General features: G+C 47.6%; 15 protein-coding genes. 5 read left to right on the plus strand and 10 right to left on the minus strand.

Going from position 1 to position 18,314, the window contains the following annotated elements; all coding sequences use genetic code 11:
• The first annotated feature begins 201 nt into the window (after positions 1 to 201).
• The 4 genes from ACL6C3_RS14260 to ACL6C3_RS14275 all read left to right on the plus strand — a co-directional run bounded on the left by ACL6C3_RS14260 (position 202) and on the right by ACL6C3_RS14275 (position 3,375).
• On the plus strand, positions 202 to 906 hold the full coding sequence (locus tag ACL6C3_RS14260; RefSeq protein WP_413167857.1) for a hypothetical protein: 705 nt from the start codon (positions 202 to 204) through the stop codon (positions 904 to 906).
• A gap of 324 nt (positions 907 to 1,230) precedes the next feature.
• Positions 1,231 to 1,692 (plus strand): AAC(3)-I family aminoglycoside N-acetyltransferase, encoded by a 462-nt coding sequence (locus tag ACL6C3_RS14265; protein WP_413167858.1) that lies wholly within the window; start codon positions 1,231 to 1,233, stop codon positions 1,690 to 1,692.
• A gap of 144 nt (positions 1,693 to 1,836) precedes the next feature.
• A complete protein-coding gene (locus ACL6C3_RS14270) occupies positions 1,837 to 2,196 on the plus strand; it encodes a DUF427 domain-containing protein (RefSeq protein WP_413167859.1) in 360 nt (119 codons plus the stop codon).
• Positions 2,197 to 2,865: 669 nt separating this feature from the next.
• Entirely contained in the window at positions 2,866 to 3,375 is a 510-nt protein-coding gene (locus tag ACL6C3_RS14275) for a GNAT family N-acetyltransferase (RefSeq protein WP_413167860.1), read from the plus strand.
• Positions 3,376 to 3,408: 33 nt separating this feature from the next.
• On the opposite strand, the gene ACL6C3_RS14280 is transcribed toward ACL6C3_RS14275, so the two are convergent.
• From ACL6C3_RS14280 to ACL6C3_RS14310, 7 genes are all read right to left on the minus strand, one after another.
• Positions 3,409 to 4,245: a hypothetical protein gene (locus tag ACL6C3_RS14280; RefSeq protein ID WP_413167861.1), complete on the minus strand. Its 837-nt coding sequence runs from the start codon at positions 4,243 to 4,245 to the stop codon at positions 3,409 to 3,411.
• A 66-nt stretch (positions 4,246 to 4,311) separates the two neighbouring features.
• Positions 4,312 to 4,965: a 3'-5' exonuclease gene (locus ACL6C3_RS14285; RefSeq protein ID WP_413167863.1), complete on the minus strand. Its 654-nt coding sequence runs from the start codon at positions 4,963 to 4,965 to the stop codon at positions 4,312 to 4,314.
• Positions 4,962 to 6,476 (minus strand): UvrD-helicase domain-containing protein, encoded by a 1,515-nt coding sequence (locus ACL6C3_RS14290; RefSeq protein ID WP_413167864.1) that lies wholly within the window; start codon positions 6,474 to 6,476, stop codon positions 4,962 to 4,964. Before ACL6C3_RS14290 ends, ACL6C3_RS14285 begins: the two co-directional genes overlap by 4 nt.
• A 165-nt stretch (positions 6,477 to 6,641) precedes the next feature.
• Positions 6,642 to 7,457 carry a hypothetical protein gene (locus ACL6C3_RS14295; RefSeq protein WP_413167865.1) on the minus strand — a complete coding sequence of 272 codons (816 nt, stop codon included), beginning with the start codon at positions 7,455 to 7,457 and terminating at the stop codon, positions 6,642 to 6,644.
• A 150-nt stretch (positions 7,458 to 7,607) separates the two neighbouring features.
• A complete protein-coding gene (locus ACL6C3_RS14300) occupies positions 7,608 to 8,681 on the minus strand; it encodes a DUF1998 domain-containing protein (RefSeq protein WP_413167867.1) in 1,074 nt (357 codons plus the stop codon).
• A 126-nt stretch (positions 8,682 to 8,807) separates the two neighbouring features.
• On the minus strand, positions 8,808 to 10,529 hold the full coding sequence (locus tag ACL6C3_RS14305) for a helicase-related protein (RefSeq protein ID WP_413167868.1): 1,722 nt from the start codon (positions 10,527 to 10,529) through the stop codon (positions 8,808 to 8,810).
• 98 nt (positions 10,530 to 10,627) lie between these two features.
• Positions 10,628 to 12,418 (minus strand): DEAD/DEAH box helicase, encoded by a 1,791-nt coding sequence (locus ACL6C3_RS14310; protein WP_413167869.1) that lies wholly within the window; start codon positions 12,416 to 12,418, stop codon positions 10,628 to 10,630.
• 243 nt (positions 12,419 to 12,661) lie between these two features.
• Between ACL6C3_RS14310 and ACL6C3_RS14315 the strand changes: the two genes are divergently transcribed.
• Positions 12,662 to 13,258 (plus strand): REP-associated tyrosine transposase, encoded by a 597-nt coding sequence (locus tag ACL6C3_RS14315; protein WP_413167870.1) that lies wholly within the window; start codon positions 12,662 to 12,664, stop codon positions 13,256 to 13,258.
• Positions 13,259 to 13,330: 72 nt separating this feature from the next.
• Here ACL6C3_RS14315 and ACL6C3_RS14320 read toward each other — a convergent pair whose 3' ends face one another.
• The 3 genes from ACL6C3_RS14320 to ACL6C3_RS14330 are packed head-to-tail and all read right to left on the minus strand — an operon-like array spanning position 13,331 to position 18,310.
• Entirely contained in the window at positions 13,331 to 15,949 is a 2,619-nt protein-coding gene (locus ACL6C3_RS14320) for an Eco57I restriction-modification methylase domain-containing protein (RefSeq protein WP_413168329.1), read from the minus strand.
• Positions 15,925 to 16,653 (minus strand): hypothetical protein, encoded by a 729-nt coding sequence (locus ACL6C3_RS14325; RefSeq protein WP_413167871.1) that lies wholly within the window; start codon positions 16,651 to 16,653, stop codon positions 15,925 to 15,927. The genes ACL6C3_RS14320 and ACL6C3_RS14325 overlap by 25 nt, the downstream gene beginning before the upstream one ends.
• Positions 16,619 to 18,310 carry a hypothetical protein gene (locus ACL6C3_RS14330; protein WP_413167873.1) on the minus strand — a complete coding sequence of 564 codons (1,692 nt, stop codon included), beginning with the start codon at positions 18,308 to 18,310 and terminating at the stop codon, positions 16,619 to 16,621. The genes ACL6C3_RS14325 and ACL6C3_RS14330 overlap by 35 nt, the downstream gene beginning before the upstream one ends.
• Positions 18,311 to 18,314: the final 4 nt, after the last annotated feature.

An 18,314-nucleotide genomic window follows, 5' to 3' on the forward strand; every position in this document is an offset into this window, starting at 1 on the left:
CCGTTGAAATTGAGTATAGAGGTTGACAAATCATCCCCCAGGTTTTCGTAACTTATCGGTTGGGCTACTCCCGATTGGGTTTCGATTTCCATTGAATTTGCATAAGCTCCTCAAAGTGGGAAATAGGTTATTGTGAGCGAACAGATGTTCAAACCCACATGATATTTCGCTCCGACTTTACTTCTACAACGGATCTATATTATGTTTTTCTCCAAATTTCTAAAAGTAGCCACAATTACTCTATTGTTCTCCAATCCCTTCTTGCTCGAATCTCTCGGCAGCCATCGGTTTTCGTTTGTAGAATCTGCGGCGCAAGCCCAAACCGTGTTTACCTCTTCATCGCAGGCTAAACAATGGCAAACGATGACTTCAAAAGAAGCTAATTTTACCGTTTTGATGCCTCCGGGAAATCCCCAACAAGAAACGCTGGAAAATTCCGAAGGTCAATATCAATTTCAAATTCAAAGATATATTCTCTCCGATGAAAACGGAATTTCTTACTTGGTTGCCTATACAAACGAGCTTTCCTTTGTCGCCAAATCTGTGACTTCCGAGCAAGCCGAAATTTTCTATAATAACTTTGCTGAAGGTCTGCTCATCAACGACCCCGGAGCGAAAATTATTTACCAACGCCCGATTACTTTAAAAGGTGTTGTCGGTCAAGAAATAGAGATAGAAACCTCCGAGGGTTCGTTACTTCAGGCAAGAGTTTTTTTGACTAACTCCCGTCTTTATGTACTCCTGGTAGGAATGCCGACTCCTTCACTTGCCAAATCGTCGAATGTTGCCCAATTTCTCAATTCTTTTAATTGGGTTAACAATCAAGCTCCGGTCGTTTCTCAAAAAAGCACTTCAAAAAAGCCAACCCCAGTTGATTATATCGATAAATCTATGCAGTTGAAATGAGGGGAATATTTGTTAGCAATCCTCATTTTTTAGACGATACAATTAAGCCGATCAAAAAATCGAGGGTTAATCATCTCTCCATCAAGGAATGTTCTTCGGGAAGTGATTACGGATAAAGATTCAAAAACCGTCAGTAAATAAAGGGTTTATGCTGCTGAAAAACAACAGTGCAGTAAAAAGGAAGTTCAATTCATTTTGAATTAACTTCCTTAATCTTTTTTCCGAACGGTTTCTGAACTTGAATTTCTGACCCGGATTCTCACTTTGTGCCTTCAGAAGATACAATAAATCCTTAGAATCTAGAGTTATGCGATATATATTAATATGAGTTCCACAGAAAAGATCACCATTCAACATCTTTCGGAGAAAGACATAAAACTCATGCGGGACTTGCTGCGGGTTTTTGGTGATGCGTTTAACGAAGTAGATACTTATTGCCAAGCCCAGCCCGAAAACGATTATCTTTGTAAGCTTTTGGGCAAAGAGCATTTTATCGTGTTAATCGCATTAAAATATGGAGAGGTGGTGGGTGGTTTGGCCGCATACGAACTTCACAAGTTTGAGCAAGAGCGCAGCGAGATTTATATCTATGATTTGGCGGTATCGGCCGAACACCGTCGGCAAGGTATAGCAACGTCGCTGATTGGCGAACTGAAGAATATAGCCGTTAATCGGGGAGCTTATGTAATCTTTGTGCAAGCCGACTATGGTGATGACCCTGCAATAGAGCTATATACAAAAGTTGGTGTGCGCGAAGATGTCCTACACTTTGACATTTTAGTATAACATGATGAGTAAAACATGACGAGTAATGGTAAAAAAGAAATTAAAGAATATGGTGAATCGAACTCTAAATCAAGCCAATTGAATGCTTAATATTCTCAGCGTTCCACAATCTGATATCTTGGAAATGTTGTAGTTAATCAGCCAATGAAAATTCCAGGCGCAAATCATCTAATCAAAATCGCTCCTCAACCGAAGCGAGTCAAAGTCACCTTTAACGGACAGACGATAGCAGACACAACCGAAGCTTTGGAACTGAGGGAAGGAATGTCACCACCCGTGCAGTACATTCCTCGCGGCGATGTGGCAATGGAACGGTTACAGCCAACCCAACATTCCACCCACTGCCCTTTCAAGGGAGATGCTAGTTATTTCAGCATTACGGTCGATGGTAAAACTGCCGAAAATGCCATTTGGTCTTATGAAAACCCCTATCAGGCGGTTGAACAAATCAAAGAGTACCTCGCTTTTTATCCCAACCGTGTCGATGGGATTGAAATGATTTAGGAGTATCTATCTTCAATTCTAGACCCAAGCAAAGCGATCGCAATTTGAGAATAAGTTGGGGGCGGATAGCGATCGCCGAAACGTGGGTTGTGTTGACAGACGGGTTGGCAACTTGCAGTTAATCCGCTTTTAGCTATTCGATAAACAGAAGCGATCGCATCAATCGACTTGAATTGAATTCACACCTCCAAAAAGATGGCGATGAGATTTGAATTGCAATAGACGAGGACATAATAACGTGAAAGATGGGAAATTCTGCGATCGCTGAAAATGCAGACAAATCGACCACAAATCGCTTTTCTTTTTTCCGTCACTCGTTCGTGCGACTGTCAGAGATGATGCACTTGGTACCATTGTTAGAAAGACGTTTTGCCTAACGATTCTGGCTAATGCGCTACCCCGACTAGCAAAGACAGCAATGTGTAAATAATTTTGCACAGGTACTTAGAAAATCAAAACTACGCAGTTTCCACAGAAATACTAACATTGAAGTCAACGATATTACCGTTAGAATTAAGATCTATCAGTCACCCGAAGCGCCGAAGCGCGGACGATTGGCTCGATCAAACGCGCTCCCCGCGCAATCGCAATCGTGTCAAACCCGTCCAAGAAAGATTAGGACTTCACGACTTCTGCCATAACGCCTAATTGAGCTTAAACTTCCTTGGTATGGACAACTTATCACCTCAAACACTTTCAATTCGTACCGCTCAACCGGATGATGTCATTCATCTGTTGCGGATTCAACTTGATGCTCTGCGTGCGCTGTGCATACACGACTATACCCCCGAACAAATTGAAGCGTTGGTAGGGCGAAATATTCGTTATTCCAGCTTGGGAGGCAATCGCCGTGAAATCACTTTGGTGGCCGAGGTCGATGGTGTGAGGGTGGGTTTGTGTAGTTTATTGGGCGATCGCATCACGGCTCTCTACGTTCACCCCCAATTTGCCCGCCGAGGTATTGGCACTCAACTACTGAACGCTGTTGAACGGATGGCAAAAACTCACAACATCAAAATTCTCAGGGTGGCCGCTTCCCTAACCGCACGACCTTTCTACCAAGCTAACGGTTATCGAGTTGGGGGCGAGTCTTATCTGGTTGCCGATCGCGGTCTGCGGATTCCTTATATTAATATGAAAAAATATTTGCTATTTTCTTTTAATTTGATGGAATTTTAACGAGTATTTCATGTTATTGCCTTTCTCAATTGGCTATGACTTTGACTGTTGATCGAAGAGTAATTCCTTCAAATCATCCTTTTGATTCTCCGGTTTGAGGTACAGCGAACAAATCCTTTCAACCTCGTCAGGAACAACTTGATGTTGCTTACACCAGCGATCTAGGCAAATGTCACTAAGGTTTTCAACCTGTTCAAAATCAACATGAGCAACTGGCGTATCTTCATCGCAGGCAATCTTGTTTAAAAGTGCAACAGTATTGGGTTCGGTGACTTTTTGGGTCACGGGATCGTAGAAAATACCCCGGTATTTATCTTGATGAAGTAATAGCATATAAAGTAACGGCTTCTTATCGGAATGAAGCTTGCTGCTAATCAAATCATCCGGCAAGGTTTCGGCATAATCTCGGTTCGTCTGAAGTTTTGCAGTATGTTGGTAATAAGGATAAATATCTAAATCTGCCATAGCATTTAAGTCAATTTCCCCCGACTCAATTGTAACTTGAGATGCCATTTCCGAGAGATCAATTTCCTGAATATCTGCGGCCGTTAAAACGGGCAAGTCAATAACCTTTCTTGATTCCTGATGGCGGGACATTAAGTTGTTCCATCGCTTCTGAATTTCCAATAAATCGTAATTAAATAGATTTTTATTGTATCGATTTCTAAATTCATGGCTTTCGTCTATGACCAGAAGCCAACGCTGATACTGCACTTCTTCTAAGATTTCGTTAAATAATTCGAGTTGGCGATACTGTCTGGAATTATCTTTTTGATCAAAGGTTTGCCGAACAAAATACTCGCAGGATAGCCCCGCCTCCCGCATTTCCTTTCTCCAAGTATTGGAAACGGGCTTGGGGCCAATAATCATAACGTTATCAATTAAATCTTCCTCTCGCAGGCGCAGGGCGACATGATCGGTCAGACGGGGAAAGTCCTAACCCCCCGTCGCCACCCCACCCGCACCGACTAACAGCGAACTGGGCTGACCGTAATAAGTCACAATAACCTGCTTTTTGGCCCGGGTAGCTGCAACGTGTAACAGACACCTTTCCCCGTTGATAAACCGCTCTTGAGAAGCCAAATCCGCACAGTCATTTAACCCCTTTTGCAGGGGCAAACTGTTGGAATTTAAACCCGGTATAAAAACATAATCAAACTGCAATCCCTTAACCCGGTGCATCGTTCCCATGCGAATCCCAGGCTCCAACGGATTATCGGGCTGATCCCGGTGTATTTGCTTAACCGGAAAATTCAAATTCTTCAGAGCCGCTTCGTACTGCTCTAAAAATTCTTTGGTTCTAAACACCATGCACGCCCCCGAAAAATTGCGATCGCCGTCCGCAATCTTTTCCAAAAATTGCTGAAAATAAACCAGTTCTTCGTCAAACGTACCAAACCCCTTAACAATCGGCTCATCTCCGTGCATCAAAGAGCGATAATCCTGCAAAGAATCGACGCCGCCATCGAGATCGTCAATCGCCACATTTGCCAACACCGCAGTTGCCCACTTTCTCGTTTCGTCGGTGGTGCGATAATTGAGGCGGAGTTTGCGAGAACGCCCCCGAATATCAATATCGCAGTGACTCAAAGTAACGCATTGCCCGTAAATACGCGCTGGTGAGCATCGCCAACAATAAATAAATCGTTGGGTTTGGCATCTCCGGCGATCGCCCGCAGCAAACAAAAAGCCGCCTTGCTCATATCCTGAGCCTCATCGACGATCACCGCTTGGTAGGGCAAACATTCCCTTCCTTTGGCTCGAAGAATTTCAACCGCATCCCGCATGGCATCATCGGGTTCGCGAAGTCCTCCCTCCCTCAACAAATTGCGATACTCCTCAAAAACCATCCAAATTTGCTGGCGCTGTTTTCGACTCAAACGGGTTCCCCGCCCCAAACGTCGGGCGGATAAATAATCCCTCAACGTCTTGCACTGCTCGTTTTGAACAACCTCCCGCCATTCTTCCCGATAAAAGCTGATGGGCAACCCCAATTCGGACGGTGCCAGGGAATAGGCTCGGCTCCAAAACTCATCCGTATCCGAACCGTAAACAATCCGGGTTTCTATTCCCTCTTCCTTCAAAAACCTCGTCACCCAAGAATCCAAATTGATCACCGAAATTCGCCCCATCAATTCCGGCGAACAAATGGTTTTCAAATTGGCTTGAATATCGACGGCGAGATTGCGGGTAAACGTGGTAAATAAAATGCGATCGTTGGGATTATTAAAACGGTTTTGGGCCAACCATTTGGCGCGGTGGATCGCCACAACCGTTTTCCCCGTACCCGCTCCCCCCAGAACCCGCACGGGTCCGTTCCAGTCCCGCTCGACCAATTTTCGCTGGCTAGGATGGAGAAAAACCCGCCATTTCTCCAACGGTGCCGCCAACATTTCTTCTAACTCGCTGTCATCCGTGACCACCATAAAACGGCTGAGAGTATCCTCATTTTTTAAAGCCGTTTCCAAATCTTCGGGGTCAACTTTTTGCCGCTTCTGAGTTTTGTCGAGTTGTTGAAAAATCTCCGCCAATTCGTACCCAGAAGCCAACATTAACACCGCATCGCTCGCCTCTCGGGGAAGATGGGGCAACAATTCTTCGACATCTTCATCCGTCACCACTTGGCGGAGGGCGGGTAACAAAATTTCGGGAACGCCCAACCGCATTAAATCTTCATTTTCAACAAAATCAAAGCGCCCCGTTTGCTGTTGATTCTTCCTCTGAGAAAGCTTTTCCGTCGTTTCTTCAACCTGTTCAACGTCGATGATTTGCAAAGCACCGGAAACTTCGTTGACCCGGCAAATTTTGCGCTTGGCCCACTGGTAGGCATCATCATGTTTATCGACCCAAAGCAACAGATAAACGTTTCCAGACTCGGGTTTGAGAATGATCGCCCGATAATCGCGATCCACCCGAACCGATTTTAAACGTTTTTCCCGCCCGTCGCGGATGGATTCGTAATTTAAACCCGAACGGGTCGGCCCCAAGCGAAAGCGATTTATGAGTTCAGAAACTTTATTTCTAATTTTTCGGGGCAACTCGTTGTATGCGTTCAAAAAATCATTGGAAATCGCCAACCGAATCGAATGCTGTAAACTCATTTTTTGCCATCCTTTTTAAGTGTTTTCGTGCCGATTTAGCGGAGATAAAGCGCTTATTTTTGCCGTTGTTTTTACCGAGTCGAATGCTGTAAACTCATTTTTGCCATCCTTTTTTTAGTGTTTTTGTGCCGATTTAGCGGAGATAAAACATCTGGGATTTTACCGTTATTCTTTTAACGTTTTGCCGAGAGTATCCAGAGAAGATAAAAAGTCTTCGACCTGCAAAACTTTCCAACCCGCATTCAAAAAAGCCTCCCCATCTTCGGGGGTTAGTGTCACGGCAATTTTGGCATCCGTCCAAGCCAACTCCGCGATCGCAATTCCCGCCCCCTTCTCGTTTTCTAGTTCGTAACCCGGTTCGGGAACGGGCCAACCCTCCCGGTTCATGCGGTCGAGGGCGGGTAACAGATCATCTTCTAAAACCAACTCTTTCAGTTCTTCCCACTGTGGATTATTTTGATGATTATTTTGACCAAAATCCCGAGCTTTGTTAGAAAAATTCGCCGCCGTTATCCGGGGAAAATCGGGCGTTTTACGGCCATCAATATCGGTTCCCGTCAGCGCATAAACGTGCGGCAAAAACTGATAAAAATTGAGCAGCCTCAACGCCGCCTGCCAGTCCCCCTTCAAGTCGTTATCGTCCGAACGGTTGAAATCGTCAAGGTTGATAAAAACCAGGCTACCCGTCGGGTTTAGCTGTTGGTGGCGGCCGAGATCGACTGCGGTTAACAGCGTTAACAGGGGCGAAACCCGAACTTCCGCGCTGATCACTTTGGGCGGAACTTCCCACCGTTCGAGCGCTTCTGGGGATAAATGATCGCCGATATTTTTTAACCGTTTTTCTGTTAAATTTTCGCCGGGTTTGCTGTCGGTTTGGGCGAGGGTTCGCAGCAGCGCCCAATTTTGCCACTGTTGAAAATCCGGTTGCGCCAAATAGTACATCAACCATTCAAAACTCCCCGCACTTTCCAGGGGTTGCATCGTCGAACATTGATACCGCTGTTCAATAATTGATAATTAATAATGGATAATGGATAAGTAATAATGGATAATGGATAAGTAATAATGGATAATGGATAATGGATAATGGATAATTAATTAATCAGGTTGAAGACCTCTCCTTATCAATTATCAATTGTCAATTATCCATTGATAAAACTGCTGGGAACCCTTCTGATACTGGGCGTTTAGCTGACAAATTAAACCGTCGGGGGGGATAACGGCGCTGCGGTGACTGGGATTAACTTGCTTCATCACATCGTCCCAGGTCAAAGACCAACACCAAAACTTGCCGCTTCTTAAAATAGCCGTCCGCTGCTCGAAGTCCTCCCCAATGCGATCGCGGTGGTATTCCCAGCCGTCGGTAAACACGACGACGGGCAAGCTGGAAACCCGGCCCGAGGCGGGGCGAATAACAAAGTCCGCGCGGCAGGGTACCTTCACCCCGTCAGACTCGCCGAGGGTGACTTGCGTTTCTACCGTCCAGGCGCTCTTGCCTATTTTGAGATAATATCCGGTTTTACCGTTAAAAATTTCCGGCTGAAGCAGGGGCGGACTCCCCTTGTAAACGCTTCCCCGATAGCGGCGTATGGCGTCAATAAAATGCCGCTCCAATTCGCTTTCAAAATTACTATTAACCCGAATTGTAGATAAACCGGACGGTGTTTCTTGCAACTGCGGCCAGTATTTTAGCAGCTTGCTTAAAAGATTTTCCGCCGTTTTCCGGCTGGTACAATCCTGATAAAAACTGTTGCGGTAGGCAAACAAACACTTATAACAGCCATCTTCCCCCCGCTCCTTGCAACTGCACGCCCTCACCGTTGCCAGCGCCCGTTTAAACACATCCTGCAATTCTCGGGGGTTGCGGATGAGTTGTCTGAGATAACCCGTTCCGCCCGGTACGCTGTCAAACAGGTAGAGAAATGATTTTCGCTGCGTCGAATAACCCGGTTGGGGTTCCTGGCTGACGGTGGTACTGAGATGATCGATTTTGCCGCCAAACTTTTGCTTTAATCCCAACTGAAGGGCGGCAATAAACGAGTGCAACCCCTGGGGCTTCGAGAAAGTTTCATCGGGCATCAACAAACGAATCGATTCCGATTCAAATTCGCGATAAAGATAAAGAACCTCTAGAACTTTCGCCTTTTCTGGTTTATCCCGCCACTGACAGCTAACGGTGTGATCGGCTGAGGTATTTCCCTTCATTACTTTACCACAATTTCGGCAAACGCGAAACCCTTTGGTTGTAAACTTTTGCCCTGCAATTTCTACGGTTTCTCCGGTTCCTAAAGATTCCCCTAAATTAATTTCTCGGAATTTGGTACGCGAGATCTATTCAAATCCAAACGGAAAATCTTTGTCGTCAACTACATAGGTTTTTTCGCAAAATTCCGGGGCAAAATCCACCAACAAATGGCGTTCAAAAAAGGAAACGTTGCGGTCTTCGCTATCGTCACCAAACCGACTTTCTTTATCCGAAGTGCTTGCCATCACCTGACGCAAGCGCAACATCTGCCTCACCCGACCGCGATCGCTCCACATCCCATCCCCGCACCGAGGACAAGTTTTTTGATGGGCTTCCGGTTCAAAATTTTGGACTGCGTAGTTGCAGCTTCGGCAAATTCGCCAATCTTCCGGCTGGGATAATTTTAGGTCAATTTGGTCAATTTTTACCCGCCGACCTTCCGCATAAAAAACCCCGCTCGGAACCAATTCTCGAATTGCCAACTGGCTCGAACGTTCGTAGGTCATCGTAAACGTTTCGTATCGCTTCCCATTCTTTTGTTCTGCGGGTTGAAGTCTTCGCCACAAAATAGAACGGAGGGTAACTCCGGCTTCGGGAAACGAATAATTGGGCAGCAAACCTTCGTCCGTCAAAAAGTTGAAAATATTTTTATCTTCTATCATCTTGACCAGGGCTTGAAACCCCTCTTTTTCTCTTTTCAACTCCTCCAATTTTTCCGCCTCTTGCAGGGCTTCGGGTTGCTCTTTAAATTCTTTGATTTTTTTGGAAAGATTTTGGATCTGGCTTTTGAGTCGGGTTTGTTCGTTTTTTACCCCTTCCAAGCGGTTGAGAATGCGATAGCGCAGTCCCCCTTCCGTCTCCTCGCCCCGCTCCATAAACCGCTTTAACTGTTCTTCGGTTCGCGGTTCTATCGTGCCGCCAAACAGCCTTAAAAACGCTTCCAAAAGTTCGCCTTCGCGCCGTTTAATATAATCCAGCCAGTTGTAAGGAAAACGGGCTTCATCGCAGTTTTGAATAACGTTGAGAATATCCCTTAAATGGGGGGAAAAATTCGGGGGATTAACATCCGCACTCACCCAACAGTCAAGACAAAAAGCCGTGAGTTGACGCTCCAAAATAGCCGAAGCATTCAAATAGCATCCCGCCGTTTCTACACTTCCGTCCAACATCCGGGTCGGGTCGGCGTAGAAAAACAGGTCGTGGGGTTTTCCGGCGGCGACCACACCCACAAAGGCGTTACCGTCCCGGCGTCCCGCCCTCCCGATGCGCTGCTGAAAGTTCGCCAGACTCGGCGGGACCGAACACAGCAACACACTGGAGAGGTCGCCAATATTGATCCCCATTTCCAGGGTCGAGGTCGCCGAAAGCAGGTTGGGATCGCAGCGGCGGTTATTTCCCAGAAAGCGCCGTTCCAGACGTTCCCGGTTTGGGCGGGTCAAAAGTCCGGTGTGTTCGGCGGCGACGATCCGCCTGACCTCTCCCCGGCGGTATATTTCTCGATAGTAGGCGAGTCCCGTGCGGGGGTCTTTTTGGTAGCGTCCGCCGCATCCCAAACTGTGACAAACCGAAAAGTCCGACGGTTGGGAGTCCGGGGAAATGGTAAGCTGGTGGTGGCAGCGATCGCACAAATAACGGTCAGGTTCTCTCAGTTCGTAGTTGGGCTTCAGCCCCAATTCTTCTGCTAGCGCTGGTGAGGCTGGCGGCTTGCGCTCCCAGGATCGATAAACCGTTGCGACTTTCGCAGAAGGGACAGTCGGAGGAGGAAACTGACCGGGTTTGACCGTTTGGGGTTTCGGTTTTGACGACATCGGGAACCCGAACCGGAATCAGATTTTCTTCATTGCAGGAGTAACAGGACCGGACGCCGGGCAAGTTCAGGGTCAGGCAGCGGCCGCACAAATAACGGTCAGGTTTTCTCAGTTCGTAGTTGGGCTTCAGCCCCCCTTGAATTTTCTGCGCTCTTTGCGCTATTATGACCCAATTCTTCATGCGCCGCATCGCTACTACGATCGCAAGGAAACACAAACGACACTAACGGTTTGTGACTGAAAAACGCCTTGTAAAAATTTTTCAGGTCGTTGGCGGTCAGCCTGTTGGCATTTTGTCCGGGCTGCACCCCCGCCCAACCCGTCGCGCCGCAGTCCCGACAGTGAACGACGGGGAGGGTTTTCACCTTTTCCCGCTTCTCCGGGGCGAGGTCATCGGAAAACAGCAGTTCGGGTTGGGCCGCAACCGAGGCTACCATGCGCTTGAGTTCTCGAAACCACACCTGAACCCGCAGCGTTACCCAGGGCAATATTAACTTGCCGTTGGGACGTTCCACGCCGCGCCGGGCCGTACCGATGAGGGCAAAAATGCTGTCGAGGAGAAGCTGACAGTATTCCGGGTGTTCTTTTACCGGGAGGGGTCCGCGCCGGCCGAGGGTTTCCAGGATCTCGCCGTAGGTGCGGGAACCTTGGCTTAATATGCGGATCAGGTTGTGAACGATGGGCAGGCTTTTCAGTTCGTTCCCCAGTTCGACCCGCCAGGCGTCTTGCAGGGGGGCGTTGGGGTCGGTTTGGGCGAGGGTTAGCTGTTGGGGTTCTCCAAGGGGAAGGGTTTTTTGTTCAAAGCTTGCGCCCAAACTCATGGCGAGCGCCCCCTCCCCAGAAAACGGCGATCGCAGCCACAGTTGCGCCTGGGCGCGAATGTAAGCCTCCGGGGTGTCGTAGCTGTCGGGTTGCAGTTGGGCGATCGCATCCAACCCCGGTATCGGCAAAACGTTCAGCAGGGCATCGGCTAAAAACTCGGCGGCATCGAGGCGATCTTCTTCCACCAAACCGTCCCCGTCGAAGGGTTCTTGAAATATCGTTTCGGCGTATTTGAGGATATCCCCGCGATCGCTGTGGCTTCCGAGGGTGGCGGAGGTTCCCACGCAGGCAAAATGGTTTTCCGGGGTTTTCAGGCGGTGCTTGAGGCGGCGCAGCAAACAGGCCAGGTCCGTACCCTGGGCGCCGTCGAAGGTGTGAAACTCATCGACCACCAAATAGCGCAGGGTTTCCGGTTGGTTGTGGTGCCACAACTTTTGGACGTCGGGCCGCACCAGCAGATAATCCAACATTTTATAGTTGGTGAGGAGAATATCGGGGGGCGACTCCCGCAGCAGGCGCTTGTCGGTGATAATTTTTTCGGGGGTCATCGCCGAGGTGGGCGTTTCGTCCTTGTCTCCGACGTACAGCCCCGCAGTTATTTTTCCGGCGAGGGCGGGGGTTTTGTGAATGAGTTGGGCGATGCGTTTGGCCTGGTCGGTGGCGAGGGCGTTCATGGGGTAAATTAAGATCGCCTTGATGCCGGGTTTTTCGCGATGCTGGCGGCAGTGTTCCAGCAGGGGCATCAGGAAACATTCGGTTTTCCCCGAACCCGTTCCGGTGGCGATCAGGGTCGAGCGGTAGTTGGGGGGACGGAGGCGCTCAAAGGCTTTTTCTTGGTGCAGAAACGGCGCAAAGTTCAGGGGTATTTCGGGGAAGTAGTCGGCGCCGGCGGTTCCGGTGCGAAAGGGCAAACCCAGGGAGATGTAGGGGCTGCGATGGGCATTTTCGGGGTTTTCTAAAAACCTTTCTATCAAACTCTCGAAGCCCGGTGTGGTCGGGCGAAAGGTGGTGCGGAGGTAGTCGGAAACGCAGTTGCGGATCTGGCCTGCGACAACGGATGGAATCATGGGATATATTGAGTTGTACTGAAAGCCTTATTCTGAAATAATGCCCAAAAAATGCCATAAACTAACCGTTCGTAGTTGGGCTTCAGCCCTAATTCTTCAGACACCGCATCGCGACTACAAACGAGTGAGTAGTTGGGCTTCAGCCCCCTTGAAGATTCCGGGCGAAAGCGCGACTACAAACGAGTGAGTAGTTGGGCTTCAGCCCCCTTGAATTTTCTGCGCTCTTTGCGCTACTACTAACTTATGTATCAATATCGTCATCTCACACCCGAACAAAAAGCAGAAATTTTACAATACCGGAAACAACAGGGCTTTCCGCCCCATTCTCCGCCCCATCCCGTTCAAGATCAACAGTTTTATTTGCTGAGTGCTGCGTGTTACGAACACAAACCCCGTATCAATACCCTCTCCCGCCGTCAGGAAATTCTCAACCAACTTTTTACCCATTTTATCGAAGCCGGAAGCGAAATTCTCGCTTGGGTGATTTTAGCCAATCATTATCATCTTTTGGTCGAAAACATAGAATTCAAAAAAATCAGTGAAATCTTACGTTTTATTCATGGAAGATTAGCCCGTCAGTGGAATCTCGAAGATAATTTAACTGGAAAAGTATGGTATTCTTATTCTGACCGTGCTATTCGTTCGGAACGCCATTATTATGCAACTCTAAATTATATTCACTACAATCCGGTGAAACATAATTATGTCAAATCTCCCTACGATTGGGAAACCAGTAGTGTTCATTGGTATTTGCAGGAAAAGGGACGAGACTGGTTGAGAAGTTGTTGGGTTGAGTATCCCGTGCGAGACTACGGTAAAGGTTGGGATGACTTAAGTTAGTAGTAAGGGCTTTAGCCCCTCTATAGAAGAACGCGCCGCATCGCTACTACGAGCAAGGTTAGTAGTTGGGCTTCAGCCCCAATTCTTCATGCGCCGCATCGCTACTACGAACTGGTTCCAGGCGGTTCGATAGTCTTCAACGCGATCGCACTTGACAAAAGGAGCTTTATATGTTATGGTTCGCTCGATAGGGCCGTCGGGGAGGGTGTCGTCTTCAACGCTTATTTCAACGCTTCCGCTTTCCATGTTTTGAACGTCTTCCCAACCGATAACGCCTTTTTTGCTGTTTCCTTTCCGGGGTAAACCGACTCCCGTTAACCCTTTGCTGGTGGTGAATACGATGCGTCCGTTGAGGTCATAATAGGTTTCTCGTTCGTATTGTTGCATCACCGGGAACTGGACTTGGTAAATGGTTATCAGTTCCTCTAGGGTTAGTCCCAGCGCTATCGCCGCTAACACGTCTATCTCTACCAGCGCTTGACGCCGTTCGTAGTCTGTCCGCAGGGCGTTGTTTCGCTTCCACTCCCCCGTCAGTTCCCCGAAGTAGTTCCCGTTTAGCCGGGGGTCTTTCCCTTTTGTCCAGGCGTCTTCCCTATATTTCTCTTCCCAACTCTCTTCCCACAACTCTTTATAATATTTCGTCACGCAGTTTAATCCTAATGTACGAATTTGTAAAGCGGGTTGAATTTCAGGAAGGGGTAACAACCTTAATATTGACTCGTAAAGGTCACTTTTTCCTGTTGTTTTAATGTAAAAATCATAAACAACTGAAGTACACAAACCACAAAAATTAATGAGGTTTTTGTTGCCTGCAAAAGTTGTTGAAATTACTGGGTGAATATGTGCAGAATATTTAGGTGCAATTGCAGGAATTAAAGTTCGTTCTCCTGATTGACTTAATTGACGACGACACACTAACCTATAAAACTCAGTAACGGGTTTTTTATCATCCCAAGGAACACAAGGAGTCCGGCGACGGTATTCAGTAGGTGAACAGTCGGGAACGTAGTTGGTTCGGGGGAGATAATTGTCGGGAATTTCTGTTAAGTCGATAACATCATAATCGCTATTAAGCTTACAAACTTCTCTGGGGGTTTTGTTTAACGGTGTTCCCACAAAGAAATGAGGCCCAGACAGGATTAATTCTTGGGGAGATTTGGGAAATTGAGTATCGCGGCGAATGGTATTATCTTTTTGGGCATTAACTTCATTCCAACAAGTTGACGGAGTTTGATAACATACCACATCAGTTAAATGCTTTTCTTGGGCTGCAAACTTTTCTAATACACTCACTAAATTTTGAGAATGTAAAGCGGGTAAACGGGCTTCTACTGCGGGAGTTCCTTCGGGGTCGTAAAGTTGAGCAAATAGCTGTAAAGTATTCAAATCAACACTAATAATTCTTGCCGGATGCCCTTTTGTTTCCCATTTGCTGTTTTCGTCTTTTATCCCTGGGATAACGCCACTAGCGGGAGATTCAAAGCACTCAAATATAGTTTTGGTGCTGAACAAGTTAGCAATATGAATAAAGCGAATAACGCTGTTTTTGGTTTGCGACGGATTTTGATAAATATTGATGCTGAATTTTGCGTGATGATCGACATCTGCAAAAAGATTTAACTCATTTTGTAATTGAAAATGGGCTTTCAGATAGCGATAAAGTTCCCGTCGCAACATACCGCCTTTGGGGTCATCATAAACGCCTTCGGGATGGAGGAAACCGGAAACGCCCCCGGGTTTGCTGAACATCCAGGCTTGGGGAAGAAAACACTTAAATAAATTGGTTTGCGACCCTTTTAACAGGGGATAATTCTGTATTGCATTAAGGAAATTTTGGGTGGCGTCGGATTCTTCGTACTCCTGCAAATAACCCCTTCTCAAAGCCGGATATTGCTCAAACAAATCCTCACGGCGCTGGGCTAATTTACTCGCCGATAAATTGCGAATAACCGTCAACGGGTCAAAATCGCCCAAAACATCCCCTTCTGTCCACTCAATCTTAATCCAAGGGGGATTTCCTATCATTAAATCAAACCCGCCATTGAATAAGAAAACATCCGCAAATTCCAACTCCCAATGAAAAAAGCGATACCGTTGCGCCAACTTTTCGACTATCTGTAACTGAGGCTTAAACTTTTTCAACTTATCCAGGTCTACAAACCCCCAATTTTCCACAAACTCTTGACTTTGTTCCGGGGTTTGGGTTTCAGGAAATAGCGATAACTGCACCGCAGCAGGAACCAACATTTCCGTTTCCCCCAAAATAGCCCCCACATCCTGCAAAAACTGTTCACGGGTGGGTAACTCCTCCGCCTCTGTTAACGGCCAAAACCACAACCCACACCAGTAGTCCATCACTAATTTTAGGCGACGGTAAGCCCCAGAATTAACAATTCCTTGAGATAGCTTTTCCTGTTCATAGATTTTATCCTTTTGTTCCAGGGGAGTCTCGCCATTAGTTTCCGGTTGCTGTCCCCATATCGTCAGACTGTCGGTGGTGCGATCGCGTATTTTTGCGATATCCTGGGCGTAGGATTCCCACAGTTTGGCGATGCGGTGGCTGAGAATAACAGCATAGTCCGCCTGTTCCGGCGTGAGTTCGGTTTTACAAAACTCCTTTTGCCATTCGTTAATCGTTTTTACGGCATCGGGTTCGAGTTTTTTAATCACCTTATCGGTATAGTTTGCCATACCCGGATCGCCCAAGAGAAAATGAAAAATACCATCATCGGGTAAAGCTTCCCCCAAAGGTATCCGCAGGGGGTCAAATTCGTGCCACTTCGCCACTTGTTTTTTACTTCCGGTAACATTTTGGCGGCGATAAATTTGCCGTCTCGCCCCCACCAAAGAGTTCCCGCAGTGGAGTTGCAAACCGAACCAGGGAATGAAAACCCGCTCGTAGTTGCGCTTGAGCGCACCATCAAGTTCGTAGTCGCGCTTGAGCGCACCATCAAGTTCGTAGTCGCGCTTGAGCGCACCATCAAGTTCGTAGTCGCACTTGAGCGCACCATCAGCAGGGGGGCTGAAGCCCCTACTACGAACGGCTTGAGCGCGGACTCAGAGGGGGCTGAAGCCCCTACTACGAACGGTTCTCCGTAAATAGAGTTTAGCCACAGGGAAACCTCCGCCAACTCCATCGCGATCGGATTTTTGTCTATACCAAAGACATTGCGATCGGCGAGAAACATTTTCACCTTTTGTTTTTCAAGAGTTACCCTTTCGTGGGGAATTCGCTGATTCAGTTCCTCCTGTTTGCGTTCCAAATAGGCTTCGGCGAGTTGGTCTACGGCTTCGTTCAAAAAAGCGGCGCTTCCCATTGCGGGTTCGCAAACGGTCAGCTTTAAAATGTCGTCGGCGGCTTTATCTTTTAACAACTCTTTGAGGGCGTATTTCACCAAACATTCCGTTAAAGATTGGGGCGTGTAATAGCTGGCGCTTTTTTGTCGGTCCCGCCCCGCAAGCACGAAAGATAAACTTACCCTGTTCGTGCTTGCGGGGGTCTTTTTTAGTTTCGGGATCGATCACCAATTCCGACTTTTTAAACTCGTCCAAGCGGCGGGCGGGAACAAAGTAACCGACTTCGAGTTCGCTGCGTTCGTCGGGTTCTTTTTCGGGTTTAACTTCGTAGAGGTCTTCTTCGGCAAAAAACGCCGACAAACTCAACAGCCCTTCGTAAACTTCCCCGAGTTGGTTCACCCCCAACTGGGCGTAACTAATTCTACCCCGCCGACTTTTGCCCTTTTGGGAGAGCGACATTAGCTCCAAAACCCTTTGCAGTACCCGATTGCGAAATTTAACCCCGTTGAGCATTTTCGTGCGTTTGGGGTCAAACAAATGGCTTTTCAGGGCGGGTAAATGGAAGGTATTGTGGATGGGTTGGGCAGAAAATTCGCCCGGTTCCAAAAGGTTTAACTGTTTGGCTTCTTCGGGATAACCCGACCACAGCAAAGCGAACAAACGGCGAATACAGGTATCAATATAATAGCCGCTTTCATCCTCGGTTGATATCAATTCAGTTTGTTCCAAATCCCGCAAAGTTTCCAAACTGTAGCCCTCCCGGTACACGTCGGAACCCATCGGGGCGTAGCCGAGTTCGGGGCGGGCTTCGATGTAGAATACAAACAGCAGGCGGTACACCCACCGCAGGCACTCTATTTTTAACTCGTTGGGGTCGATTTCTTGCTCCCCCCGTTCCTTTTGTTCGTCGCTGGAAAACACCTGTTTTTTGCTGACGGTTTTCCGGTATTCTATCGCCTCATTTCCCAACAGTTTAATCGCCTCTCGGAGGGCAAACTTTAAGCTTTCCGAAACGCTATAAGTGTGGCGGTGGCTGTTTTCGTCGAGGGTATCGAGTAAAGCGGTCCCGTCCGCCGGACAGGTGTGATTTCGATGTAATAAAGTCGCCGCCGCCAGGAGGGAATCCTTATCTTTTTCTTCGAGAAGTTGGGCGAGATCGAACCGCAAAAGCCGGGAAGCGTTCCACTTGTGGCGGTCTATTAATACCAGTTGGTCTAGGCTGATTAAAATCACCCACCGGGGCGGGTTATCTTCGGCGAAAATGTGGTCGGTTAGCAGGTCTTCGAGGGTCGAGTTTTCTAAGGTGTCGCCCTCCAGATTTTCGGCGAACTGATACTGTTCGTTTTGCAGGGTTAAAGAAAGAACGTCGAGGGGTTCTGAAGTGTTGTTAAATCCTTCTATTACCCAGAGTTTTTGGGTGCCGTTGTTGCGGGTGACTTCTGCAATAATCGGTAAAAAATGATCGGAATCTAAAACCTTTAATTGCGGTTGCCACTGATAGCCCAAAATTGTTAATATTTGTTCAAAAAATGCCCGCTGCTGCTGAAGCTGTTCGGCGGGGTCGTCCAAACGTTTGAGTCGGTCTAGCAGGCGAAAATAGTCCGGGCGGAGGCGACCCAGGGCTTTATCGGGCGTTTTCTCGTCGGAAGTTTCCAGCCATTCTTTCGCCACCCCTTTCAGGTCTTGGGTGAGAATAGCATCGAGGTAGTGATCGGAGTAAAATTCGTTTTCGTTGGCAATTCCGGTTAAAGGCATGGGT

The organism is Capilliphycus salinus ALCB114379 (assembly GCF_047276495.1).
GTDB classification, from domain to species: Bacteria; Cyanobacteriota; Cyanobacteriia; order Cyanobacteriales; family Microcoleaceae; genus Capilliphycus; species Capilliphycus salinus.